Raw genomic sequence first — 20,901 nt, 5'->3', positions numbered from 1 at the left:
TTCAAAAAGAGCCAAAACGATGACTATTCTCCAAGCAGTTTCTTGACCAATTTAGGTACGCCCACAGTAGCTTTCTCCTGGATAATGGTGAAGTTGCGGCGGTGCGAAATGGGCGGAGTATTGGGGTCAATGAGGTAGATGGGAGTATCATGCGGGGCGTACGAAATCAACCCGGCGGCGGGATATACCTGCAGCGAGGTGCCTACGATGAGCAGGTAATCTGCGTGCATGGTTTCCTCGGCAGCCTTTTCTATGAGCGGCACGGCCTCCCCGAACCAGACAATGTTGGGCCGCAGCTGGGAGCCTTTTTCGCAGAGATCGCCCAAGTTTAGTTCCCAGCCCGTCATGGGGTAAACCAGGTTCTCGTCTTTGGTGCTGCGGCTTTCAAAGAGTTTGCCGTGCAGGTGGAGGATATTGGAAGAGCCGGCGCGCTCGTGCAGGTCATCCACGTTCTGGGTGATAATCTGCACGTCATATTTCTGCTCAAGGTCTACCAGGGCTTTGTGGGCTGCGTTGGGTTCTACGCCCAAAGCGCTCTTCCGGCGCTGGTTGTAGAAGTCCAGCACTAGTTTGGGGTTTTTCCGCCAACCTTCCGGCGAGGCCACTTCCATTACGTCATGTCCTTCCCAGAGCCCGTTTGCGTCCCGGAAAGTTGCCAAACCACTCTCGGCGCTGATGCCGGCGCCGGTCAATACCACTATTTTCTGTTTCATTTTAGCCGCTGGTAGAAAGTGCCACAAGCCTAAAATACGGAAAACTTTGAAAAAGAAGAGCCCCGCTTTAGGCCTGTTTCTTTAAAAACAAACCCAAAACGGGGCTCAGTCCATTTATTCTGTCAGGCTTTTTCCGGTGTTCTACTTTTACTCCGCTTTCTTTTTGGGAGCGGCTTTCTTGGTGGTTGTTCCTTTGGTACCAGTGGCTTTTTTGGCGGCCGGCTTCTTAGCCGCCGTCTTTTTAGCGGCGGTAGCATCGGCGGCCGGGGCCGCTTTCTTCTTGAATCCGCCCCGCGCTGGTTTATCCGGAGTAGCTTCAGCCAGTTCCAGGCATTGCTGCAGGGTCAACTCAGAAGGCTCCTGACCTTTGGGAATTTTCACGTTCTTCTTGCCCACGCAGATGTAAGGCCCAAAACGGCCGTTCAGCACCGTTACCTCTGGGTTTTCCGGGAACGTTTTGATCATCTTCTCGGCATCGGCTTTGCGCTTGGCTTCAATCAAGGTGATGGCCTCGGGCTCAGTCACCAGCAGCGGATCCAGGTCTTTGGGCAGCGAGTAGAACTTGCTGTTGTGTTGGATGTAAGGTCCAAACCTCCCGATAGCGGCTTTCATGTCCTTGCCTTCAAACTCACCCACAACACGCGGCAGCTTGAACAATTCCAAGGCTTGCTCCAGGGTGATAGACTCAATAAAGGTCCCTTTGCGCAGGCTGGCGTACACAGGTTTTGCATCGGTACCTTCCACTTCCTCGCCCAACTGCACGTACGGTCCAAAGCGGCCTAACTTGGCAATTACTTTCATGCCGGAGACAGGATCCACGCCCAGTTCACGGGCGCCGCTCACGGTGGAGCGCTCCACGTTGGCACTGGTCTCAATGGTTTGATGGAAACTTGAGTAGAAGTTGTCCAGCATCTTGTCCCACTGCTTTTTACCGGCGGCAATCTCATCAAATTCTTCCTCTACGCGGGCGGTGAAGGAATAATCAATCACGCTCTCGAAATGGGATACCAGAAAGTCGGTCACCACCATGGCGATGTCGGTGGGGAAAAGCTTGGCTTTTTCGGCACCGGCCATCTCGGTTTTCTTCTGGGTAGAGATTTGGCCGTTCTCCAGGGTGAGCACGTTGTAGGCTCTTTCTTTTCCCTCTCGATTGTCTTTTTCCACGTAGCCGCGCTTCTGGATAGTGGAGATGGTAGGCGCATAGGTAGACGGGCGCCCGATGCCCATTTCCTCCAGTTTCTTCACCAGGCTGGCCTCGGTGTAACGGGGAGCCGGACGGCTGAAACGCTCCGTGGCCTGCAGGCGCTGCAGGTTCAGAGCCTGGCCTTCGGTTAACGGCGGCAGCATGCCTTTTACGTCATCGTCGGCAGCGTCGTCATCGTCGGTAGACTCGGTGTACACTTTCAGGAAACCCTCAAAGCGGATTACCTCGCCGGTAGCTACTAATTTCTCTGGCTGACCGCTAATGTTGATGGTAGCAGTGGTTTTCTCGATCTCGGCATCGGCCATCTGCGAGGCAATGGCGCGCTTACGGATCAGGTCATACAAGCGCTGCTCGTTGCGGTCAGAACTCACCTGGATGGCGGCAAAGTCCGTGGGCCTAATGGATTCGTGGGCCTCTTGCGCAGATTTCGATTTGGTCTTGTACTGGCGCGTTTTCACGTAGTTTTCGCCAAAAGAGCGCGAAATCTCCGCCGCGGCTGCATTGATGGCATCCTGCGAGAGGTTCACCGAGTCGGTACGCATGTAGGAGATCTTACCGGCCTCATACAGGCGTTGGGCCACCGTCATGGTCTGCGCCACGGAGAATGACAGCTTGCGGCTAGCCTCCTGCTGCAGGGTAGAGGTGGTAAACGGTGGCGCGGGACTGCGTTTAGTAGGTTTTTTCTCCAGACTCTCAATAGAGTAAGAAGCGCCAATGCAACGCTTGAGGAAATCCTCCGCCTCGGCCTGGGTTTTGAAACGAGTATTCAGTTCCGCCTCCATGCGTTTGCCACCTGCGTCAAACTGGGCCACCACCTTGTAGGCAGAGACCGCTTTATGGCGCTCAATCTCGCGTTCGCGCTCCACTACCACACGCACAGCCACCGACTGCACACGCCCGGCAGAAAGGCCGGTCTTTATTTTCTTCCAGAGCACCGGGCTTAACTCAAAACCCACCAGGCGGTCCAGCACGCGGCGGGCCTGCTGGGCATTCACCAGGTTGGTGTCAATGGAGCGTGGGTTCTCAATGGCGTTCAGAATGGCGTTCTTGGTGATTTCCCGGAACACAATGCGGCGCGTTTTGGCCTCATTGAGGTTCAGGGCCTCAGACAAGTGCCAGGAAATAGCTTCTCCCTCGCGGTCCTCATCGGATGCTAACCACACCGTCTCGGCCTCCTTCGCTAATTTTTTAAGCTGCGCGATCACTTCCTTTTTATCGGGGCTGACCACGTAGGTGGGCTTGAAGCCGTTCTGGATGTCAATGGCGTTATTGTCTTTGGGGAGGTCGCGCACGTGCCCGAAGCTGGATTTTACAATAAAATCCTTCCCCAGGTACCCTTCAATGGTCTTGGCCTTAGCCGGCGACTCCACAATCACTAAGTTTTTTATCATATGGGAATAGAGCAAAGCAGTGCCCAAAATTTTTTCAAAGATGTAGTAATTTTTTGAGACAATCCAACCACTATCTTTATGCCGATTGTTCCCATGAGGTAAAAGAATATACCTTAGGGGGGTAAAAAAGTTTTTAAGTATACTTATCGCATGAAGAATCTCCTATTAATGCGGCATGCCACCGCGGCAGACAAAGCGGTTGAGCAATCAGATTTTGACCGGGAAATCACCTTATTTGGTCAGCGGCAGGCCGGAGAGGCCGGCCTTTGGCTCAAACAGCAAGGCCTGGTGCCGGAATTGATCCTGTGCAGCAGCTCCCTCAGGACCCAGCTGACGCTTGAGAATCTTTTGGAAAGCCTGGGGCAGAAAGTGCCCGTGCAGATGGAGCGCGTGATCTATTACGGTTCTGAGCGCGACCTGCTGGACCTGGTGCACGGCGTGGACGATGAGGTGGATACCCTGCTTTTATTGGGGCATAACCCTACCGTTTCTTTTTTCGCCTCGCAACTGGCCCATGAGGAAGTGTCTTTTAGCCCGGCCTCCATTGCGCATTTACAGTTCAACGGATATTCCTGGGAAAACTTGCGGGCGGGTACCTGCAAGTTGCAGGCGGTGTACCGCGAGTAAACTTGCTTTAGGGCCTTTTTTCCTGAAAAGAAGCCAGAAACAGCAGAATAGGCTTATAATTATTTGTAGTTTAGCGGCTCGCACCACTCCAAGAAATATTTTTTCTTTTTTCTGTAACCTATGGCAGCAACTATCGTATCGGTCATCAACCAAAAAGGGGGGACGGGTAAAACCACCACTACAATCAACCTGGGAAGCGCCCTGCAAAAACTGGGTAAACGCGTGTTGTTAATCGATCTTGATCCCCAAGCTAACCTCTCTTATTCATTAGGAATTACAGAGCCGTCCTGCACCCTTGCGGATGTTTTCACCGGCAAGGATAAACTGACCGACTGTATCCAGGAAAAGAACGGGCTATTTGTGGCCCCGGGCTCCAATGAGTTAGTGGATGTGGAGATCTCCCTGGTGAACCATGAGGAACGGGAACGTTTTTTGCAGCATTTATTAAAAGAGGTGAAAGGCTATGATTACATCCTCATTGACTGCCCTCCCTCTTTGTCGCTGCTAACGGTGAACGCCCTGGCCGCCTCCCGCGAAGTGCTGATTCCCCTGCAAATGGAGGTGCTAACGCTACAAGGATTGGGGCAGATCCTGAATACGGTGCAGCAGATCAAAAAGACCCTGAACTCCAAACTGAAGGTGAAGGGTATTGTGGTGGTCATGTATGACAAGCGCCGCAAACTGAGCACCGAGATTGAGGATTACCTTAAAGAGAACGTGGACGAGTACATCTTCCAGCAACGCATCAGGCTGAATGTGAAACTGGCTGAGGCGCCCTCCTTTGGGCAGAGCGTGATAGATTACGATGCATCATCCTACGGGGCTAAGGATTATTTGGGATTGGCTAAGGAATTTGTCACTATTCCATAGGCAGGGCATTTTCAGAAGTCTTGTATTTTTTGTAAATTGCGAGGATGTCTGAGTTAGTGGACATCAGAAATAAACAGACCGGCAAGCTTTTTTTGCCACAGAAGATAAAAACGCTCTTCAATACATTATAAGATGGCTTTAGGTAAAAACTTGAAACTCAACAAGGATAAACTGATTGGGAAGACGGAGGCCGAGACAACTGCTGACACACCAATGGATGCCGTTGCCAGTGAGCCGGCAGTAGCCCCGGTGCCAGAGCGGCCTGAGGAAACGCCTATACAGGAACAAACCACCCCGGTGGCGGACTTTCCTTTGGCCGTGGAAAATGGGAAATCCACAGTTGCTAAAGCCCGTGCAGGAGGAAAAACATTGGAGAAAACAGACAGATCAGATAAAAATCTGCCGGATGTGGGAGCAACAGACCAGGCCCGGAAAAGTAATTCGCCGCGCCAGTCTACCCAGACCCAGGATTCAGACTATATTAATGAGCAGCTAAACCGCGTGCTCTATGCCCTTGACGCCTTTAAGAAAGGAGACGTCTCGGTGCGCCTTACAAAACAAAATAACGATATCTTTTCAGAGATAGCCGAAGCCTACAACTCCATGGTGGAGATGATTGGTGGTGTAGGGGGCGAGGTGTCGCGTATCTCTAAAGTAGCCGGGGTGGAGGGTAACCTCAAAGCCCGTGCCTCTGCTGAGAGCGCCTCCGGTTTCTGGAAAGACATGATCAACAACATCAACGGCCTGGTAGACTCCATTGCCGTTCCGGTATTGGAGGTAGGCAAGGTACTGAAGAACATCTCGCGGGGTAACCTGGACGAGACGTTCCAGATTCCGGTGTCCGGTGACTTCAAGGTCATGGCCGAAACCATCAACCGTACCATTGACAACCTGAACCTGTTTGCCGGTGAGGTAACCCGGGTTGCCCTTGAGGTAGGTACCGAAGGGAAACTGGGTGGACAGGCCTCCGTGCCAAACGTAGCCGGTATCTGGAAAGAACTCACTGATAATGTGAACGCGATGGCGTCTAACCTGACCCTTCAGGTACGGGACATCGCGAAGGTAACTACTGCGGTGGCCCAGGGTAACCTGGACCAGAAAGTAACCGTGGACCTGAAAGGGGAAATGCTCCAGTTGAAAGAGAACATCAACCAAATGGTGGACTCTTTGAACATCTTCGGGGATGAGGTTACCCGAGTGGCCCGTGAAGTGGGTACCGAGGGTAAACTGGGCGGACAGGCGAAAGTGCCTAACGTAGGCGGGGTTTGGAAAGACCTCACCGATAATGTGAACACCATGGCCAGCAACCTTACCTCTCAGCTCCGTGACATTGCCAACGTAGCAACCGCGGTTGCGAAAGGTGACCTGACGCAGAAGATCACGGTAAACGTGAAAGGTGAATTGGCTGAACTGAAGGACAACCTGAACCAGATGGTGGACTCCCTCAACATCTTCGCTGGCGAGGTAACCCGTGTGGCAAGGGAAGTAGGAACCGAAGGTATCTTGGGTGGCCAGGCCAATGTGCCAAAAGTTGCCGGCGTTTGGAAAGAACTGACCGACAATGTAAACTACATGGCCTCCAACTTGACCCTGCAGGTACGTGACATCGCCAACGTGGCGACCGCGGTAGCGAGGGGAGATTTGAGCCAGAAGATTACCGTTGGGGTAAAAGGCGAGTTAGCCGAGCTGAAGGACAACCTGAACCAGATGGTGGACTCCCTCAACATCTTCGCTGGTGAGGTGACCCGCGTGGCGCTTGAAGTAGGTACCGAGGGTAAACTGGGCGGCCAAGCCGCAGTACCTAACGTAGCCGGTACCTGGAAAGCGCTTACCGATAACGTAAATTCCATGGCGTCTAACCTGACGCTGCAAGTGCGGGACATCGCCAACGTGGCGACCGCCGTAGCGAAAGGTGACCTGAGCCAGAAAATCACCGTTGACGTGAAAGGCGAGCTCCTCCAGTTGAAGGACAACCTGAACCAGATGGTGGACTCCCTCAACATCTTCGCGGGTGAGGTAACCCGGGTAGCCCGTGAGGTAGGAACCGAGGGTAAACTGGGCGGCCAGGCTGCTGTGCCAAATGTGGCCGGTACCTGGAAAGCACTTACAGACAACGTAAACTCCATGGCGTCTAACCTGACGCTGCAAGTACGCGATATTGCCAACGTAGCCACTGCCGTGGCTCGTGGTGACCTGAGCCAGAAAATTACTGTGGATGTGAAAGGCGAGCTCCTTCAACTGAAGGATAACCTGAACCAGATGGTGGACTCTCTCAACATCTTTGCTGGCGAGGTAACCAGGGTGGCAAGAGAGGTAGGAACCGAAGGTATCTTGGGTGGCCAGGCCAATGTGCCTAACGTGGGTGGGGTTTGGAAAGACCTTACCGATAACGTGAACTACATGGCAGGTAACCTTACCTCTCAGGTTCGTGACATCGCCAACGTGGCCACCGCGGTAGCAAGAGGAGATTTGAGCCAGAAGATTACAGTTGACGTGAAAGGCGAGCTCCTTGAGCTTAAAAATAACCTGAACCAGATGGTGGACTCCCTCAACATCTTCGCCGACGAAGTAACCCGTGTGGCAAGAGAGGTAGGAACCGAAGGTAAACTGGGCGGTCAGGCTTCCGTGCCGAAAGTACGTGGTACCTGGAAAGAGTTGACCGACAACGTGAACTCCATGGCGTCTAACCTGACGCTGCAAGTGCGGGACATTGCCAACGTAGCAACCGCTGTAGCGAAAGGTGACCTGACCCAGAAAATCACAGTGGATGTAAAAGGAGAGCTGTTAGAGTTGAAGAATATCCTCAACCAGATGGTGGACTCTTTGAACATCTTCGCTGGTGAGGTAACCCGCGTAGCCTTGGAAGTGGGTACGGAAGGTAAACTGGGCGGACAAGCGGCTGTACCAAATGTGGCTGGAACTTGGAAGATGCTGACCGATAACGTAAACTCGATGGCCTCCAACCTGACTTCTCAGGTGCGTGACATCGCCAACGTAGCGACTGCGGTAGCAAAAGGGGACCTTAGCCAGAAAATGACGGTAAATGTGAAGGGTGAAATCCTTCAACTGAAAGATATATTGAACCAGATGGTGGACTCCCTCAACATCTTTGCGGGTGAGGTAACCCGCGTGGCGCTTGAGGTAGGTACCGAAGGTAAATTGGGTGGCCAGGCAACGGTGCCGAACGTAGGTGGGGTTTGGAAAGGCCTTACTGAAAACGTGAACACCATGGCCTCTAACTTGACGCTGCAAGTGCGGGACATCGCCAATGTAGCGACTGCAGTGGCAAAAGGTGACTTGACCCAGAAAGTAACTGTGGGTGTGCGGGGTGAGTTAGCCGAGCTGAAGGACAACCTGAACCAGATGGTGGACTCCCTGAACATCTTTGCCGGTGAGGTAACCCGGGTGGCGCTTGAAGTGGGTACCGAAGGTAAGTTGGGTGGCCAGGCTTCCGTGCCGAATGTGGCCGGGGTTTGGAAAGACCTTACCGACAACGTGAACACCATGGCCTCTAACCTGACCACTCAGGTACGCGGGATCGTGAAAGTAGTAACGGCGGTATCTAAAGGTGACCTTACTCAGAAACTTACCCTGGAAGCTAAAGGCGAATTGGCAGATCTGGCAGACACCATCAACAGCATGGTGGAAGACCTGAACCGCTTAGCGGGTGAAGTAAGCCGGGTGGCCAGAGTAGCCGGGGTGGAAGGTAAACTGACCGAGCGTGCTACGGTACACGGTGTATCCGGAAGCTGGAAAGAACTGGTAGATACTTTAAATGACCTGTTAGAGTCCATTGTAACGCCGGTTCTGGAAGTGTCAAGGGTAGTACGTTCTATTTCTGAGGGTGATTTAACCCAGAAAGTAGAGATCCATACTGCCGGTGATATTCTGGCCATGTCTAACGCTTTGAACCTGGCGGTTGACAACCTGAATGCCCTGTTAGGCGAGATCAATGATTCTTCTCTCATTGTGGGTTCGTCTTCTGAAGAAATGGCGGCCAAAGGATTGGAGATGAACCGCGTAACGGTAGACGTAGCCTTGGCCATGCAACAAATGGCGGAAGGTGCGCAGAACCAAGCCTTGAAAACAGACCAAGCCTTTAAACTGATTGAGGAAATTATGAAGGCCACGAAAGAAACCGCGAACAAAGCCGATGTGGTGAACCGTTCAGCGGTGATGGGTGAGGAAACTTCCCAGTTGGGTCTGAAAACAGTGGCCGAGGTGGTGCGTAACATGGAAGAGATTTCTTCTTCTGCTGCATTGACTGCCAAAACCATTGAAGTACTGAGTACCCGTAGCCAGGAAATCTCCAAATCACTTGGCGTAATCACAGATATTGCGGCTCAGACCAACTTGCTGGCCTTGAACGCGGCCATTGAGGCGGCCAGGGCAGGTGAGGCGGGGCGTGGTTTCGCGGTAGTAGCCGAAGAAATCCGGAAACTGGCCGAAGGATCACGGAAATCAGCAAGTGAGATCAGCACCTTGGTAGACGATGTGAAGAAAGATACTTCTTCTGCCGCTGCTGCGATCGCGACCATGGAAGGCCGGGTATTGAAAGGAAAGAATGCCACGTTTGAAGCATCCGGCGCCTTTAAAAACATTGCGACTTCCAGCGGTGAGACACTGCGCAGTGCCCAAGACATCCTGGTGTCTACAGAAGTGCAGAAAACCTCCATTGGAGACGTAGTGAAATACGTGGAAGAGGTGGTAGCCATTGCGGAACAGACGGCTTCCGGTACCCAGCAGGTAGCAGGAACCGCCAAGCAACTGTCGGCGTCCATGCAAGAACTGACTTCTTCCAGCCAGCGTCTGAATGACATCGCTGATGACCTGCAGATCAGTATCTCTGCCTTCAAACTTGTAAATGGCAACCTCGTTTTTCCTAACCGGAATACGCGCAAATTATCGGCGGTACCAGGTGCCCGTAAGCGCTCTTTTACCGGTGATGACGCAAACGACGTTGATTTTGACAAAAAAATAGGTGGCAAGAAGTCGCTTAAAAACAGAGATCTTGACTAATGGAATCTCAGAACATCAGAGATAAAAAGGATAAAGTAGCAGAGGAGAGGGTGCACCTGATTGTCTTCAAGTTAGGCAATGAGGAATACGGGGTACGGATTGACCAGGTAAAGGAAGTAACCATAACCCCGGAAATTACCCGTATGCCCAAAACCCCATCCTTTATCAAAGGAGTTTCTAATATCAGGGGTGATATCATAGCCATCATGAACCTGGAAGAGCGCTTTAGAATTGAGCGCCCTTCCGGGGAAATTCCTACGCATTCCTACACCCTTGTGATGGAGGCCAAAGACTATACCATGGGCTTTATTGTGTATGAAGTACCGCAGTCCTTGACTTTGCCGGTTTCCAGCATAGACAAAGCCCCCTCGTTTATCCAGGACATCAACATCAATGAAAACTTCATTGAAGGTATTGGGAAGCATGAAGACCGGCTCATTATTGTGCTGGACATCTTCAAGATCCTGACCTCAGATGAGGTGTTGCAATTGAAATCATAGTGCTTACTTTTTGACCTCATTACTTATGGAAATCACGGATAAAAAAAGAATATTGATTGTAGATGATTCCTTCTACATGCGCACTATGTTGAAAAACATGCTGCTGGATGCTGGCTATGATGTGGTAGGGGAAGCCCCAGACGGCAAGACCGCCCTTCAGCTAGCCAAAGAAAAAATTCCGGACCTGGTGACCCTGGATGTGATTTTGCCAGACAACACCGGCCTTGATGTGTTGAAAGGCATTAAGCAGGACAACCCAGACATGAAAGTGGTAATTGTGAGTGCCGTTGGCCAGGAAGTTATCATGAACGAAGCCGCTGAATACGGGGCGCTTCATTACATCATCAAGCCATTCTCTGAAGACAAAGTCCTGGAAGCGTTGAACAATGCTTTCAAAGAAGACTAATCAATAATTTAAATCATTCCGCCACGTCTCTTCCCGTGCAGCAAACGCAGCCTTCTAAAATCAGAGTTCTAATTGGGGATTCATCCGTCCGTTCAAGACTGGTGCTTTCCGGTATGATTGATGCCGAGCCCCGGCTGGAGGTGGTGGATACTGCCCGTTCTCAGGAGGAGTTGCTGCACAAGGCCTTCACGTATAAGCCTGACTTGATTGTTACGCATTACGGACTGACCATGAGCGGACGGGTACCTTTTTTCAAACCCGTTTATGGCGAAAAATTCTCGCTGCTTCTCATGGTTTCCCAGCAACTGGCCGAGCACACCTATACTATATCCACCAGCTGTGATATCAATGGCAAGCAGGTAAAAGCCTCTGAGGGTACCCAGGTATCCGCACGGGAAAAGGCAAAAGAAGGGCTCATGGCCAAGCTGCGTGAATTGTTAGGGCAGGATTTCACCAGTTCACCCGCCACAGTGCAGACCAAGTGGAAAGAGGCAGTGGAAGTGAGGCAGAGAAATAACCACCTTTTGGTAAAGATGGCGCCGCCCGTTAAATCGCCGCTTGCCATGGTAGTGATAGGGGCTTCTACCGGAGGGTCTGCGGCCATTGAGTACCTGATCAGGGATCTGGATGTTCAACAACCAGCTGTGGTACTGGTGGCGGTGCACATGCCTGAAAGATTCACCAGACGCTTGGCCCGGCGCTTGCAGAGACTTACCCACTGGCGGGTAGAGGAAGGCTACGAAGGCATGACGCTCTCCGCTGGTACAGTGGTGATTGCCCCGGGCGGACAAAACATGCGGGTAAAAAGCAGGTCTCTGCAGCCCAACCAGTATTTTCTGGAGCTGGAGCCTTCCGCCGCCATGGACTCACCCTCCGTGGATATTTTAATGTATTCTGCGGCACAGAGTGCCCACACGCAGGTGCTGGGCATCATCATGACCGGTATGGGGCAGGATGGTACCAGGGGTGCCCGCGAGATAGTGGACAGGGGCGGTATTGTGATTGCCCAGAACGAAGAAACCTCCACCATTTTCGGGATGGCCAAATCGGCTATTGAAAGTGGGGTGGTAAGTGGAGTTTTCCCCTTAGGGCAGATAAACTCCATTATTAGCCGGTTTGCCGCAAACCGGAGTATGAGCCACGTGCTTCAACAGAAATTGGTAGGATGAAGTCGAGAGATCAGGAATATAAAGAGATTTTTATAGCCGAGGCTCTCGAGTATTATGATGCGCTGAACCGGCACATCAGTGATCTGGAGAAAAGCCCGGAAGACGAACAATTACTGGCAGAGGTGTTCAGGTTATTGCATAACCTCAAAGCCAACGCTAAAGCCATTGGTTATGAAACCATAGCGGATATCTCCCATAAACTGGAGACAGCTTTTGGGCTCATTCGGAACAAGGAGCTGAATTTCAGCGATGAGGTAGTGACCGTGCTTTTTGACGGCATTGACCTGTTGGGGGAGATGATCACCAATATTGATGGTACCAAGGAAGTGGAGCCAAGCCCTGCTTTGCTCCGGAACCTGGACATCATCATCAATTCGCAAGGGGAGAATACGTCTGAGCTGTCAAAGGTTCAGAAATACTATACGTCTAAAAACCTTTCGCTCTCAGACCTCATTTACATCCAGATCAAGAAGCTGGATCATCTGTTGAACCTGGTGGGCGAATTGATCATTGACCGGGACCGGATCTTTTCCATCAGTAAGGAACTGGACCACGATGACCTTAAAAGCGTAAGCGCGCACCTGTACCGCATTACCGAGGAACTACAGTACAGTGTCATGGATGCCCGCCTGGTAAATGTGGGCTCCCTGTTCAACAAGTTCCCCCGTATTGTGCGTGACATTGCGGTGGCCGAGAAAAAGGAGATCAACCTGGAGATTTCAGGGTCTGACATCCAGATAGACCGGAATATTCTGCAGATCATCACCGATTCGCTTTTGCACCTCATGCGGAATGCCATTTCGCACGGGATAGAAAAGGTCGATATTCGGAAAAAGGCCAAGAAAACGCCACAGGGTAACGTCACGCTTTCGGCGCAGAATGACCGTGATACGGTGATTTTGAAACTGATTGACGACGGAAAAGGCATTGACCAGCAGGAAGTAAGGCGGGCCATTGTGCAGCGGGGCTTCCTGTCTGCTGATGCCGCCGGGGACCTGCGCGACACCGAAGTGCTCTCGTACCTTTTTGAGCCGGGTTTCTCCCTTGCGAAGGAAGTGACCGAGGTTTCTGGCCGGGGCGTAGGCCTGGACGTAGTGAAAAATGCCATTGATTCCATTGGCGGCAGAATCAAGGTGGATTCTAAGAAAGGGGAAGGCACCACGTTCACGCTGTTTTTGCCTACGTCCATTGCGGTGAAAGGCGCGTTGCTTTGCCAGGTGGAGGAGAATTTTTACGCGATTCCGCTCATGCACACAGACTCAGTGGTGGCACTGCCCACCAGCGAGCTGCATGAGGTGGGGGAGTTGCTGGTGGCCGACATCAACGGGGAGACCATTACTATTGTCTCTTTGCGGGAGTTGTTCAACAATGACATCACCCAGTACAGCGTAAAGAAAAACCAATTGGATGGTGATGCGCAGAACATCATCATTGTGACGTACAACAACCGGAAACTGGGCCTGATTGTAGACAAGCTGCTGCGGCAGCAGGACATCGTGATCAAGGCTTTGAGCAAACCGGTCAATACTATTGAGATTTACGCGGGGGTAACCCTTTTAGGATCGGGCAAGGTTTGCCTGGTACTGGATGTGGCCGCCATTACGCGCTATTTTATTGCCAGGAGGTAACAGCCAATGGGTAACAACATTTTATAGCCTGATTCATGGAGCTTCAAGTAAATGAACTAGAGCGGGATATTATCAAAGAAATCCTGAACATAGGCCTGGCCAGGGCAGCGGATTCTTTTGCGGTGATCGCAAAGGACCGGGTTTTGTTGAAAGTGCCAGACCTACAGTTGATGGAGGCAGAAGAGCTTCTGAAGATTGTACGGGCCTATGAGAACTCGCATACCATAATTCAGTCAGATATCAAAGGGGAGCTCAATGGCTCTACCCTTATGCTGTTCTCTGAGCTGCACGTGGAGCAACTCTCCAAAGTGTGCCTGGGCCTCACGGTGAAAGGAAGCGACCCGCTCACCGAGATGCAGGAATCTTTGCTCCTGGAGGTGAGTAACATCATCACGGGGGCTTTGGTGACCCAGCTGGCGAACATCCTCAAATCCAACATTTACGGCTCACCGCCGGTAGCGCCAAAGCATGACATTGCGGAGTCATTGAAAGGTATTTTTACCGATCATCCTCTGTTCCAGCCCCTGGTGTTCACTGTAATCACCCAGTTCACGAACAATACCCAGATGGTTGAGCTGCCGCTGCTCCTGTTCTTTGATACCAACACCTTTATCAAGATCCTGGAGATTATTCGTTCCTATAACTTCCTCACGAAGTAAACCATACCATCTTTTTCCCCTAAGCGAATGAGCCGCCTCGTGCGGCTCATTCGCTTATACAAAGGCTTTTATTTCTGTTTGGAAGCTGTTTTTAAGAAACCAGCCGCTAAACGGAAGAGCCTGCAAGCTTTCCAATCCAGTATCTTTTTTGTTGTTTTGCGCGTCTGAACGAATAACAGACTTAGATAATCGCTTATGGATGCTTTAGGAAGACATATCCTGGTGGAGTTTTACAATTGCTCACCGGAGTTGATGAACGATGTGGTGCACATTGAAAACAGCATGGTGGCAGCCGCCGAAACTGCCGGGGCTACCGTCATTAACAGCACGTTCCACCACTTTTCTCCTTATGGCGTCTCCGGGGTGGTCGTTATTCAGGAAAGCCACCTAGCCATCCACACCTGGCCCGAGTTCGGGTACGCCGCCGTGGACTTATTTACCTGCGGCGATTCCGTGGACCCCTGGGTTTCCTATAATTACCTCATAGAAGCGTTCAAAGCCAGCCACGGTTCCTCCATGGAATGTCTTAGAGGTCAGCAAAGCCTGCTCAAACGTACCGATTTTACCGTAGAAGCCCGCGACTCCGGTCAGCCCGTGGCTTCCATCCCGCGTATTACCCGCGATGTATGGTTCACCGAGCGTGATGAGAACATCGCTTTATCTTTGAAGCACAGCGGCACTCAGTTGTACAAGAAACAATCGCCTTACCAGAAGGTGGAGGTGTTTGAGACCCTGGCTTACGGCAACATGCTCACACTGGACGGCATGGTCATGTGCACCCAGAAAGACGAGTACGTGTACCACGAGATGATCACCCACGTGCCTGTCTTCAGCCACGGGAACGTGAAACGTGCCCTGGTGATTGGCGGCGGCGACGGCGGTACCGTGCGGGAGTTGCTGCGCCATGACAGCATTCAGGAAGTGGTGCTGGTGGAGATTGATGAACTGGTGATTGAGGCCTGCAAACTGCACTTACCTGAAACGGCCAGCGCCTTCGGTCATCCCCGCTTGAACCTGCTGGTGGAAGACGGTATCAAATACATCCAGGACTGCCCAGATGGTGCTTTTGACCTCATCATCGTGGATTCCGCTGATCCGGTGGGTCCGGGAGAAGGGCTGTTCACCGCTGAGTTCTATAGCCAGGTGTACCGCTGCCTTACGGCTGAGGGCGTGATGATCACCCAAAGCGAATCGCCCCGTTTCAATACGGATGTTTTTGTGGAGATCTATGATACCTATAAGGGCATTTTCGGGCAGGACAACGTGCACTGTTACCTGGCCGCCATCCCTACGTACCCCACCGGCACCTGGAGTTTCTCTTTCAGTTCAAAGGGCAACGTGCATCCTAAGAGATTCAACCAGGAGGTTGCGGCGGCCTTCTCCAGAGAGCAGGGGCTGCGCTATTACAATGAAGACATCCATGTGGCGGCCTTCGCCTTGCCCAATTTCGTAAAAGATTTACTTTCCTCTAAAGCCTAGTACTATGAGCATGAACATGCCCACCATGTGTGATTCCAAACACAAGAAAATTTCCGCTTTTGACCAGAATGGCGTAGGGGAAGTTGGCAGTGGCCTTTTCGGGCTTCCGTTCACCGAAGAAGAATCTGAGGTGGTGATCTTTCCTATTCCGTGGGAAGTGACCGTGTCTTACAACGCCGGTACCGCCGAAGGTCCCGCCGCCGTACGCGATGCCTCCCCGCAGTTGGACCTGTTTGACCCCGAGTTACCCAACGCCTGGCATTTGGGCATTCACATGCCGGCCGTGCCTGAGGATTGGGCCCAGGAAAGCCAGCGCTTGCGTGAGAAAACCGAGGCGTACATTGAGTTCCTGGAGAATGGCAGCAAAGGCGATGCGGCTATCCATGAAGCCACCATCGAGGAAGTGAACCGCCGGGGCGAGGACTTGTTGCAATGGTCCAAAAAAGAAACCCTGGCCTTGCTGGAGCAAAACAAACTGGTGGGAGTTCTGGGCGGAGACCACAGCACGCCCCTGGGTTTTATGCACGCTCTAGCCGAAAAGCACGAAGAATACGGCATTCTGCAGGTAGACGCCCACGCTGACTTGCGTGATGCCTACGAAGGCTTCACCTACTCGCACGCTTCCATAATGTTCAACGCCCTGAAACTGCCGCAGGTGAAAAAACTGGTGCAGGTAGGTATCAGGGATTTGTGCCAGGCCGAGGCCGAACTCGTTGACCAGTCCAACGGACGCATCACCACGTTCTATGACAGCAAGATCAAGAACAAGATGTACGAGGGCAATTCCTGGCGCAAGCAGTGCAAGAAGATCATCGCGCAGTTACCGCAGAAGGTGTATATCAGCTTTGACATTGACGGGCTGGACCCTAAGCTGTGCCCCGGCACTGGTACCCCGGTTCCCGGCGGGTTTGAGTTTGAGGAGGCAGTTTACCTGATCAAGGCTTTGGTGAAATCCGGGCGGGAGATCATCGGGTTTGATCTGTGTGAGGTAGCCCCCGGCGAGAGCGAGTGGAATGGGAACGTGGGCGCGCGCCTGCTCTACAAACTCTGCAACTGGATGGCCGTATCACAGAAACGATTAGAAGCTTCCTTATAAACGAACAGCCTAAAACTATGGGATTCATCCTCAAGATTATCATCACGGGCATTGTGGCCCTGGTGCTGGCCCAGTTTTTCCCGGGCGTGACCATTGACGGTATCACAAGCGCCATTCTGCTGGCATTGGTACTCGCCATTCTTAACGCTATAGTGCGGCCCATCCTGGTTTTCCTCACCATCCCCATCACGTTCCTGACACTGGGGCTGTTCCTGCTGGTCATCAACGCCATCATCCTTTACATGGCTGATTACCTGCTCACCGGGTTTGATATCAACGGCATCATCACCGCTATTCTGTTTAGTCTGGTCTTGTCCATCATCACCGCCATTATAGACGCCATCTTGTAGGCTGCATTCTTTTTGCTAATGAATTTAGATAGCCCGGGAGTTTTTCCGGGCTATTTCTGTTTATTGACCCGAGGGTAAAAGGAAAAGAGGGGTTTTTGCCTTATTTTTGTCAAAACGATTAGAAAATGGGAGTAAAGGAGGCACGGGAAGCACTGAAGCTGTATTTTGGCTATGACCAGTTCAGACCGGGACAGGAGGATATTATCACCAACGTACTGGAGAAGCGCGACACTGTGGTGCTCATGCCAACGGGTGGCGGTAAATCGGTCTGTTACCAGGTACCGGGTTTGGTCATGCCGGGCCTCAGCGTAGTGGTGTCTCCGTTGATTGCCCTCATGAAAGACCAGGTGGAGGCGCTCCTGGGCAATGGCGTGAACGCCGGATTCCTTAACAGTTCCCAGTCTTCGAAGGAGCAGCAGCTCATTGAACAGCAATGCTTTGATGGTCGGCTGAAGATGCTCTACGTGTCACCTGAGAAGCTGCTTTCGGCGGGATTCTTTTCTTTCCTGAAGCGGCTGCAGATAAACCTGTTCGCCATTGACGAGGCGCACTGTATCTCGGCCTGGGGCCACGATTTCCGGCCGGAGTACCTGCAGCTCAAGAATCTGAAACTGCAGTTCCCCGAGGTGCCCATCATCGCCCTCACCGCCACCGCGGACCGTCTGACCCAGCGCGACATCCTTACGCAGCTTTACCTGCAGGACCCTAAGGTTTTCATCTCCTCCTTTGACCGGCCCAACATCTACCTGCAGGTGCAGCCCGGCCAGAAACGCATGGAAGCCATCCTGGATTTCCTGGAGGAGCGGCCTTTTCAGCCGGGCATTATCTATTGCCTTTCCCGGAAAGCCACTGAGTCTCTGGCGGCCAAACTGAAGGAGAAAGGCTACAACGCAGATTATTACCACGCTGGTTTATCTGCAAGAGACCGCGAGAACGTGCAGGAGAAATTCCTGCAGGACAACATCCAGATCATGTGCGCCACCATTGCTTTCGGGATGGGGATTGATAAGTCCAACGTACGCTGGGTTATCCATTACAACCTGCCCAAAAACCTGGAGAGCTACTACCAGGAAATAGGCCGGGGTGGCCGCGATGGTGCGCCCGCCGAAGCGCTTTTGTTCTACAGCCTCGCTGATGTCATGACCCTGCGCGACATCGTGACTCAGGGCGAGAGCAGTAAAGAGCAGGCTTTGTCTTTGGCTAAGCTGGATCGCATGCAGCAGTTCGCGGAGAGCACCAGTTGCCGCCGCAAGACCTTGATGCACTACTTCGGGGAGGAGTATTCCAAAGACTGCGGGAACTGCGATATCTGCGACAATCCGCCCACCTCATTTAACGGCACCGAGCTGGCCCAGAAGATCCTATCGGCAGTAGCCAGAACAAAAGAGACAGTGGCCTCGGCGCAGGTGGTGGACATTCTGCGGGGATCCCGCAACCAACTCACTCTGACCAGAGGCTATGACCAGTTGAAGACCTTCGGGGCGGGGCGCGATGTGCCTTCGCAGGACTGGCAACGTTACATCCACCAATTGATCAACCAGGGCATTCTGGAGGTAGCCTATGATGAGCACGGCGCTTTGAAGCTGACGAACGCGAGCCAGGAGGTGCTTTTCAAAGGTAAAAAAGTGGAACTGGTAAAATTCCAGGCTCCGATGCCCAAAGAGGAGAAAGAGAAACGCCAGAAGAAATCCAGGAGCGGTGTGGAGACGGCCTTGTTTGAGCACCTGCGGCAACTCCGGAAACAGCTGGCCAATGAGCGCAACATCCCGCCATACGTGGTCTTCACCGATAATACCCTGCAAGAGATTGTGGAGCAACGGCCTACAAACCGACCGGCGTTCCTGGCTATCTCAGGAGTGGCTCAGGCCAAGTACGAGCAGTACGGCGAGATCTTCATCAATGCCATCCTGAGTTTCCTGGCCCAGCAGGCCGAGCAGCAGCAGGCCCGTTTGAAAGGAACCACGCACCTGGTGACCTATGAACTGTTGCGGCAGGGCAAAACACCGGAGCAGATCTCGGAGCAGCGGCAGGTACAGATCAATACGGTTTATTCACACCTGGCTACGCTTTACCAGCAAGGCTATGACGTGGACCTGAAGCCATACCTCTCTGACTGGGAGTACAGCCGCGTGCGCGAAGCCATCCTGCAGACAAAGCAGACTGCGGCCCTAAAACCTATTTTTGAGTACTTGGAAGGTGAAATTGATTACCTGAAAATACGGTTGGGAATAGGAAGGTTTAACAAAGAGAATAGCTGATGAAGAGACTGGTTTTGGCTTAGTCAAAGGAGGAAATAGAATCCCATTCAAAGGCTGTTTTCCTGAAAACAGGCTAGAATTAGAACCTGTTTAGCTAGCTCCTGAATGCGTACGCCGTTACGGTGTAACGTCGCTACAGGATAATATGTAGCATGGTTGCACTGCAACACGATGTCATCCGGTAGGATAAAAGGGCGCTACCTTCCCAAATACAGAAGAACATACCTATTACTAAAGAAGAAAGGCCCGGCTATTAGCCGGGCCTTTCTTTGGGGGATACTATGGGTATTACCTATGAAAAAATTATTTTAAAGCGATAGGATCTGGAGTGCCATCTGGGTCGCTGGTTACCAGGCCTTGGGCGTTCACTTTACCTCCGGTCAGTGCCAGAATGCCGGCTACGTGCGGGGCGGCGTAAGAAGTACCGTTTCCGGTGGTGTAGCCGCCGCCTTTCCAGGTGGTTAAGATGTTGGTACCGGGTGCCGCATATTTAACCGAAGCCCCGAAGTTAGAGGTTGGGTTGAACTTGCCGTAAGAATCCATGTTTGAAACCACAAACACGTTAGGTGCAATCACGCGGGCCGGAGAATCTGCCTTGCAGTCAATGTAGCTGTTCCCGGAGGCGATAGCGATAAAGATGCCGCGGGCGGCGGTTTTCTTCACCAGGTCATCCAGCATGGTGGAGGCGCTTACGCGCAGGCTCATGTTCACCACATCGCCGGGCTTGCCGTACTGGTACACGTGGTTCAGAGCAGAGTAGATTCTGGTAAGGGTACCGTAACCGGTGTTGTCAAATACGCGCAGGGCTACTATGGTGGCGTTAGCGGCAACGCCTACTACGCCTTCGTTGTTGTTTTTGGCACCAATGATTCCGGCAACGCCGGTACCATGGCCATAGCCATCCTCAAAAGAAGCATCGCCGGAGATAAACGACTTGCTGCGGGTTTTATCTACGTTCAGATCTGGGTGGCTTGATTGTACGCCTGAGTCAATAACCCAAACGGTTTTGCCGGTGCCATCGCCATAACCCACGCGGGAAACACCCCACGGAATGGTTTGGGTAGAAGTAGTTGTGGAGGTGGTGGTAGTGGTAGTGGTAGAAGTGGTTCCGGTGGATTTGCCCAGCATGATGGCTTGCTCAGGCTCAATATACGCTACGTTTTGGTCTTCTCTCAGGAGGTTGATCTCCTCTTTGGAAAAAGCGCCTGAAAAACCGTTTACTGCACCCTGAAAAATTTCGCGGGCCCGGGTGGTTTCCAGTCCGTTCCGGCCCAATACTTTCTCGCGCAGTTGGGAGGCAGAAAGGGAAGAGCCGTTTTTCAGGATCACAATGAACTTACCGGCTACGGCTTTGGAGGTTGCGGTGGGTTCAACGGGCGCATTGGCCGTTTCTTCCATCAATTCATCTTGTTGGCAACCAGACATTGAAAACACGGAGGCCAGTGCAAAAAAGGACACTGCTTTCTTAAACGTAGTTGAATTCATACACTTTTGGTTAGTAAAAATTACGCATAGAGATGAGCTAAGTAAAA

Annotated in this window: 15 protein-coding genes; 12 read left to right on the top strand and 3 right to left on the bottom strand. The window is 52.2% G+C overall.

The features are described 5' to 3' along the window. Positions 1-23: 23 nt before the first annotated feature. Entirely contained in the window at positions 24-713 is a 690-nt protein-coding gene (locus J3P34_RS12925) for an SIR2 family NAD-dependent protein deacylase (RefSeq protein ID WP_210489085.1), read from the bottom strand. Positions 714-860: 147 nt separating this feature from the next. After that, positions 861-3,308 carry a type I DNA topoisomerase gene (gene topA, locus J3P34_RS12920; protein WP_210489084.1) on the bottom strand — a complete coding sequence of 816 codons (2,448 nt, stop codon included), beginning with the start codon at positions 3,306-3,308 and terminating at the stop codon, positions 861-863. Between the two features lie 150 nt (positions 3,309-3,458). Between topA and J3P34_RS12915 the strand changes: the two genes are divergently transcribed. From J3P34_RS12915 to recQ, 12 genes are all read left to right on the top strand, one after another. Next, positions 3,459-3,935, top strand: coding sequence for a SixA phosphatase family protein (locus J3P34_RS12915; protein ID WP_210465063.1), 477 nt, complete (start codon positions 3,459-3,461; stop codon positions 3,933-3,935). 120 nt (positions 3,936-4,055) lie between these two features. Beyond that, positions 4,056-4,805, top strand: a complete 750-nt coding sequence (locus J3P34_RS12910; protein WP_210489083.1) for a ParA family protein — start codon at positions 4,056-4,058, stop codon at positions 4,803-4,805. 150 nt (positions 4,806-4,955) lie between these two features. Next, on the top strand, positions 4,956-9,824 hold the full coding sequence (locus J3P34_RS12905) for a methyl-accepting chemotaxis protein (protein ID WP_246853697.1): 4,869 nt from the start codon (positions 4,956-4,958) through the stop codon (positions 9,822-9,824). Beyond that, entirely contained in the window at positions 9,824-10,324 is a 501-nt protein-coding gene (locus tag J3P34_RS12900; protein ID WP_210489082.1) for a chemotaxis protein CheW, read from the top strand. The genes J3P34_RS12905 and J3P34_RS12900 overlap by 1 nt, the downstream gene beginning before the upstream one ends. Before the next feature lie 25 nt (positions 10,325-10,349). Then, positions 10,350-10,730 (top strand): response regulator, encoded by a 381-nt coding sequence (locus J3P34_RS12895; protein WP_149091069.1) that lies wholly within the window; start codon positions 10,350-10,352, stop codon positions 10,728-10,730. Positions 10,731-10,843: 113 nt separating this feature from the next. Continuing rightward, positions 10,844-11,899 carry a CheB methylesterase domain-containing protein gene (locus J3P34_RS12890; RefSeq protein ID WP_210489081.1) on the top strand — a complete coding sequence of 352 codons (1,056 nt, stop codon included), beginning with the start codon at positions 10,844-10,846 and terminating at the stop codon, positions 11,897-11,899. Further along, positions 11,896-13,527 (top strand): chemotaxis protein CheA, encoded by a 1,632-nt coding sequence (locus J3P34_RS12885; protein WP_210489080.1) that lies wholly within the window; start codon positions 11,896-11,898, stop codon positions 13,525-13,527. The genes J3P34_RS12890 and J3P34_RS12885 overlap by 4 nt, the downstream gene beginning before the upstream one ends. Positions 13,528-13,562: 35 nt before the next feature. Then, positions 13,563-14,186, top strand: a complete 624-nt coding sequence (locus J3P34_RS12880) for a chemotaxis protein CheC (protein ID WP_210465058.1) — start codon at positions 13,563-13,565, stop codon at positions 14,184-14,186. 195 nt (positions 14,187-14,381) lie between these two features. Next, positions 14,382-15,665: a polyamine aminopropyltransferase gene (gene speE, locus J3P34_RS12875; protein WP_210489079.1), complete on the top strand. Its 1,284-nt coding sequence runs from the start codon at positions 14,382-14,384 to the stop codon at positions 15,663-15,665. Positions 15,666-15,669: 4 nt separating this feature from the next. Then, a complete protein-coding gene (locus J3P34_RS12870) occupies positions 15,670-16,761 on the top strand; it encodes an agmatinase family protein (RefSeq protein ID WP_246853696.1) in 1,092 nt (363 codons plus the stop codon). Between the two features lie 17 nt (positions 16,762-16,778). Further along, entirely contained in the window at positions 16,779-17,111 is a 333-nt protein-coding gene (locus J3P34_RS12865; protein ID WP_210489078.1) for a phage holin family protein, read from the top strand. Between the two features lie 125 nt (positions 17,112-17,236). Further along, the gene (recQ, locus tag J3P34_RS12860; RefSeq protein ID WP_210489077.1) at positions 17,237-19,369 is read left to right on the top strand and encodes a DNA helicase RecQ; all 2,133 of its coding nucleotides are present in this window, start codon (positions 17,237-17,239) and stop codon (positions 19,367-19,369) included. 303 nt (positions 19,370-19,672) lie between these two features. Here recQ and J3P34_RS12855 read toward each other — a convergent pair whose 3' ends face one another. Then, positions 19,673-20,854: a S8 family peptidase gene (locus J3P34_RS12855; RefSeq protein WP_210489076.1), complete on the bottom strand. Its 1,182-nt coding sequence runs from the start codon at positions 20,852-20,854 to the stop codon at positions 19,673-19,675. Positions 20,855-20,901: the final 47 nt, after the last annotated feature.

It is taken from the genome of Rufibacter aurantiacus, assembly GCF_017916345.1.
Classification (GTDB): Bacteria; Bacteroidota; Bacteroidia; order Cytophagales; family Hymenobacteraceae; genus Nibribacter; species Nibribacter roseolus.
This window is presented reverse-complemented; position numbering and strand designations above follow the sequence as displayed.

Excerpts from the sequence above, each read along its gene's own strand:
- J3P34_RS12925 (WP_210489085.1), bottom strand. The coding sequence starts at position 713 with ATGAAACAGAAAATAGTGGTATTGACCGGCGCCGGCATCAGCGCCGAG.
- topA (WP_210489084.1), bottom strand. The coding sequence starts at position 3,308 with ATGATAAAAAACTTAGTGATTGTGGAGTCGCCGGCTAAGGCCAAGACC.
- J3P34_RS12915 (WP_210465063.1), top strand. The coding sequence starts at position 3,459 with ATGAAGAATCTCCTATTAATGCGGCATGCCACCGCGGCAGACAAAGCG.
- J3P34_RS12910 (WP_210489083.1), top strand. The coding sequence starts at position 4,056 with ATGGCAGCAACTATCGTATCGGTCATCAACCAAAAAGGGGGGACGGGT.
- J3P34_RS12900 (WP_210489082.1), top strand. The coding sequence starts at position 9,824 with ATGGAATCTCAGAACATCAGAGATAAAAAGGATAAAGTAGCAGAGGAG.
- J3P34_RS12895 (WP_149091069.1), top strand. The coding sequence starts at position 10,350 with ATGGAAATCACGGATAAAAAAAGAATATTGATTGTAGATGATTCCTTC.
- J3P34_RS12890 (WP_210489081.1), top strand. The coding sequence starts at position 10,844 with ATGATTGATGCCGAGCCCCGGCTGGAGGTGGTGGATACTGCCCGTTCT.
- J3P34_RS12885 (WP_210489080.1), top strand. The coding sequence starts at position 11,896 with ATGAAGTCGAGAGATCAGGAATATAAAGAGATTTTTATAGCCGAGGCT.
- J3P34_RS12880 (WP_210465058.1), top strand. The coding sequence starts at position 13,563 with ATGGAGCTTCAAGTAAATGAACTAGAGCGGGATATTATCAAAGAAATC.
- speE (WP_210489079.1), top strand. The coding sequence starts at position 14,382 with ATGGATGCTTTAGGAAGACATATCCTGGTGGAGTTTTACAATTGCTCA.
- J3P34_RS12870 (WP_246853696.1), top strand. The coding sequence starts at position 15,670 with ATGAGCATGAACATGCCCACCATGTGTGATTCCAAACACAAGAAAATT.
- J3P34_RS12865 (WP_210489078.1), top strand. The coding sequence starts at position 16,779 with ATGGGATTCATCCTCAAGATTATCATCACGGGCATTGTGGCCCTGGTG.
- recQ (WP_210489077.1), top strand. The coding sequence starts at position 17,237 with ATGGGAGTAAAGGAGGCACGGGAAGCACTGAAGCTGTATTTTGGCTAT.
- J3P34_RS12855 (WP_210489076.1), bottom strand. The coding sequence starts at position 20,854 with ATGAATTCAACTACGTTTAAGAAAGCAGTGTCCTTTTTTGCACTGGCC.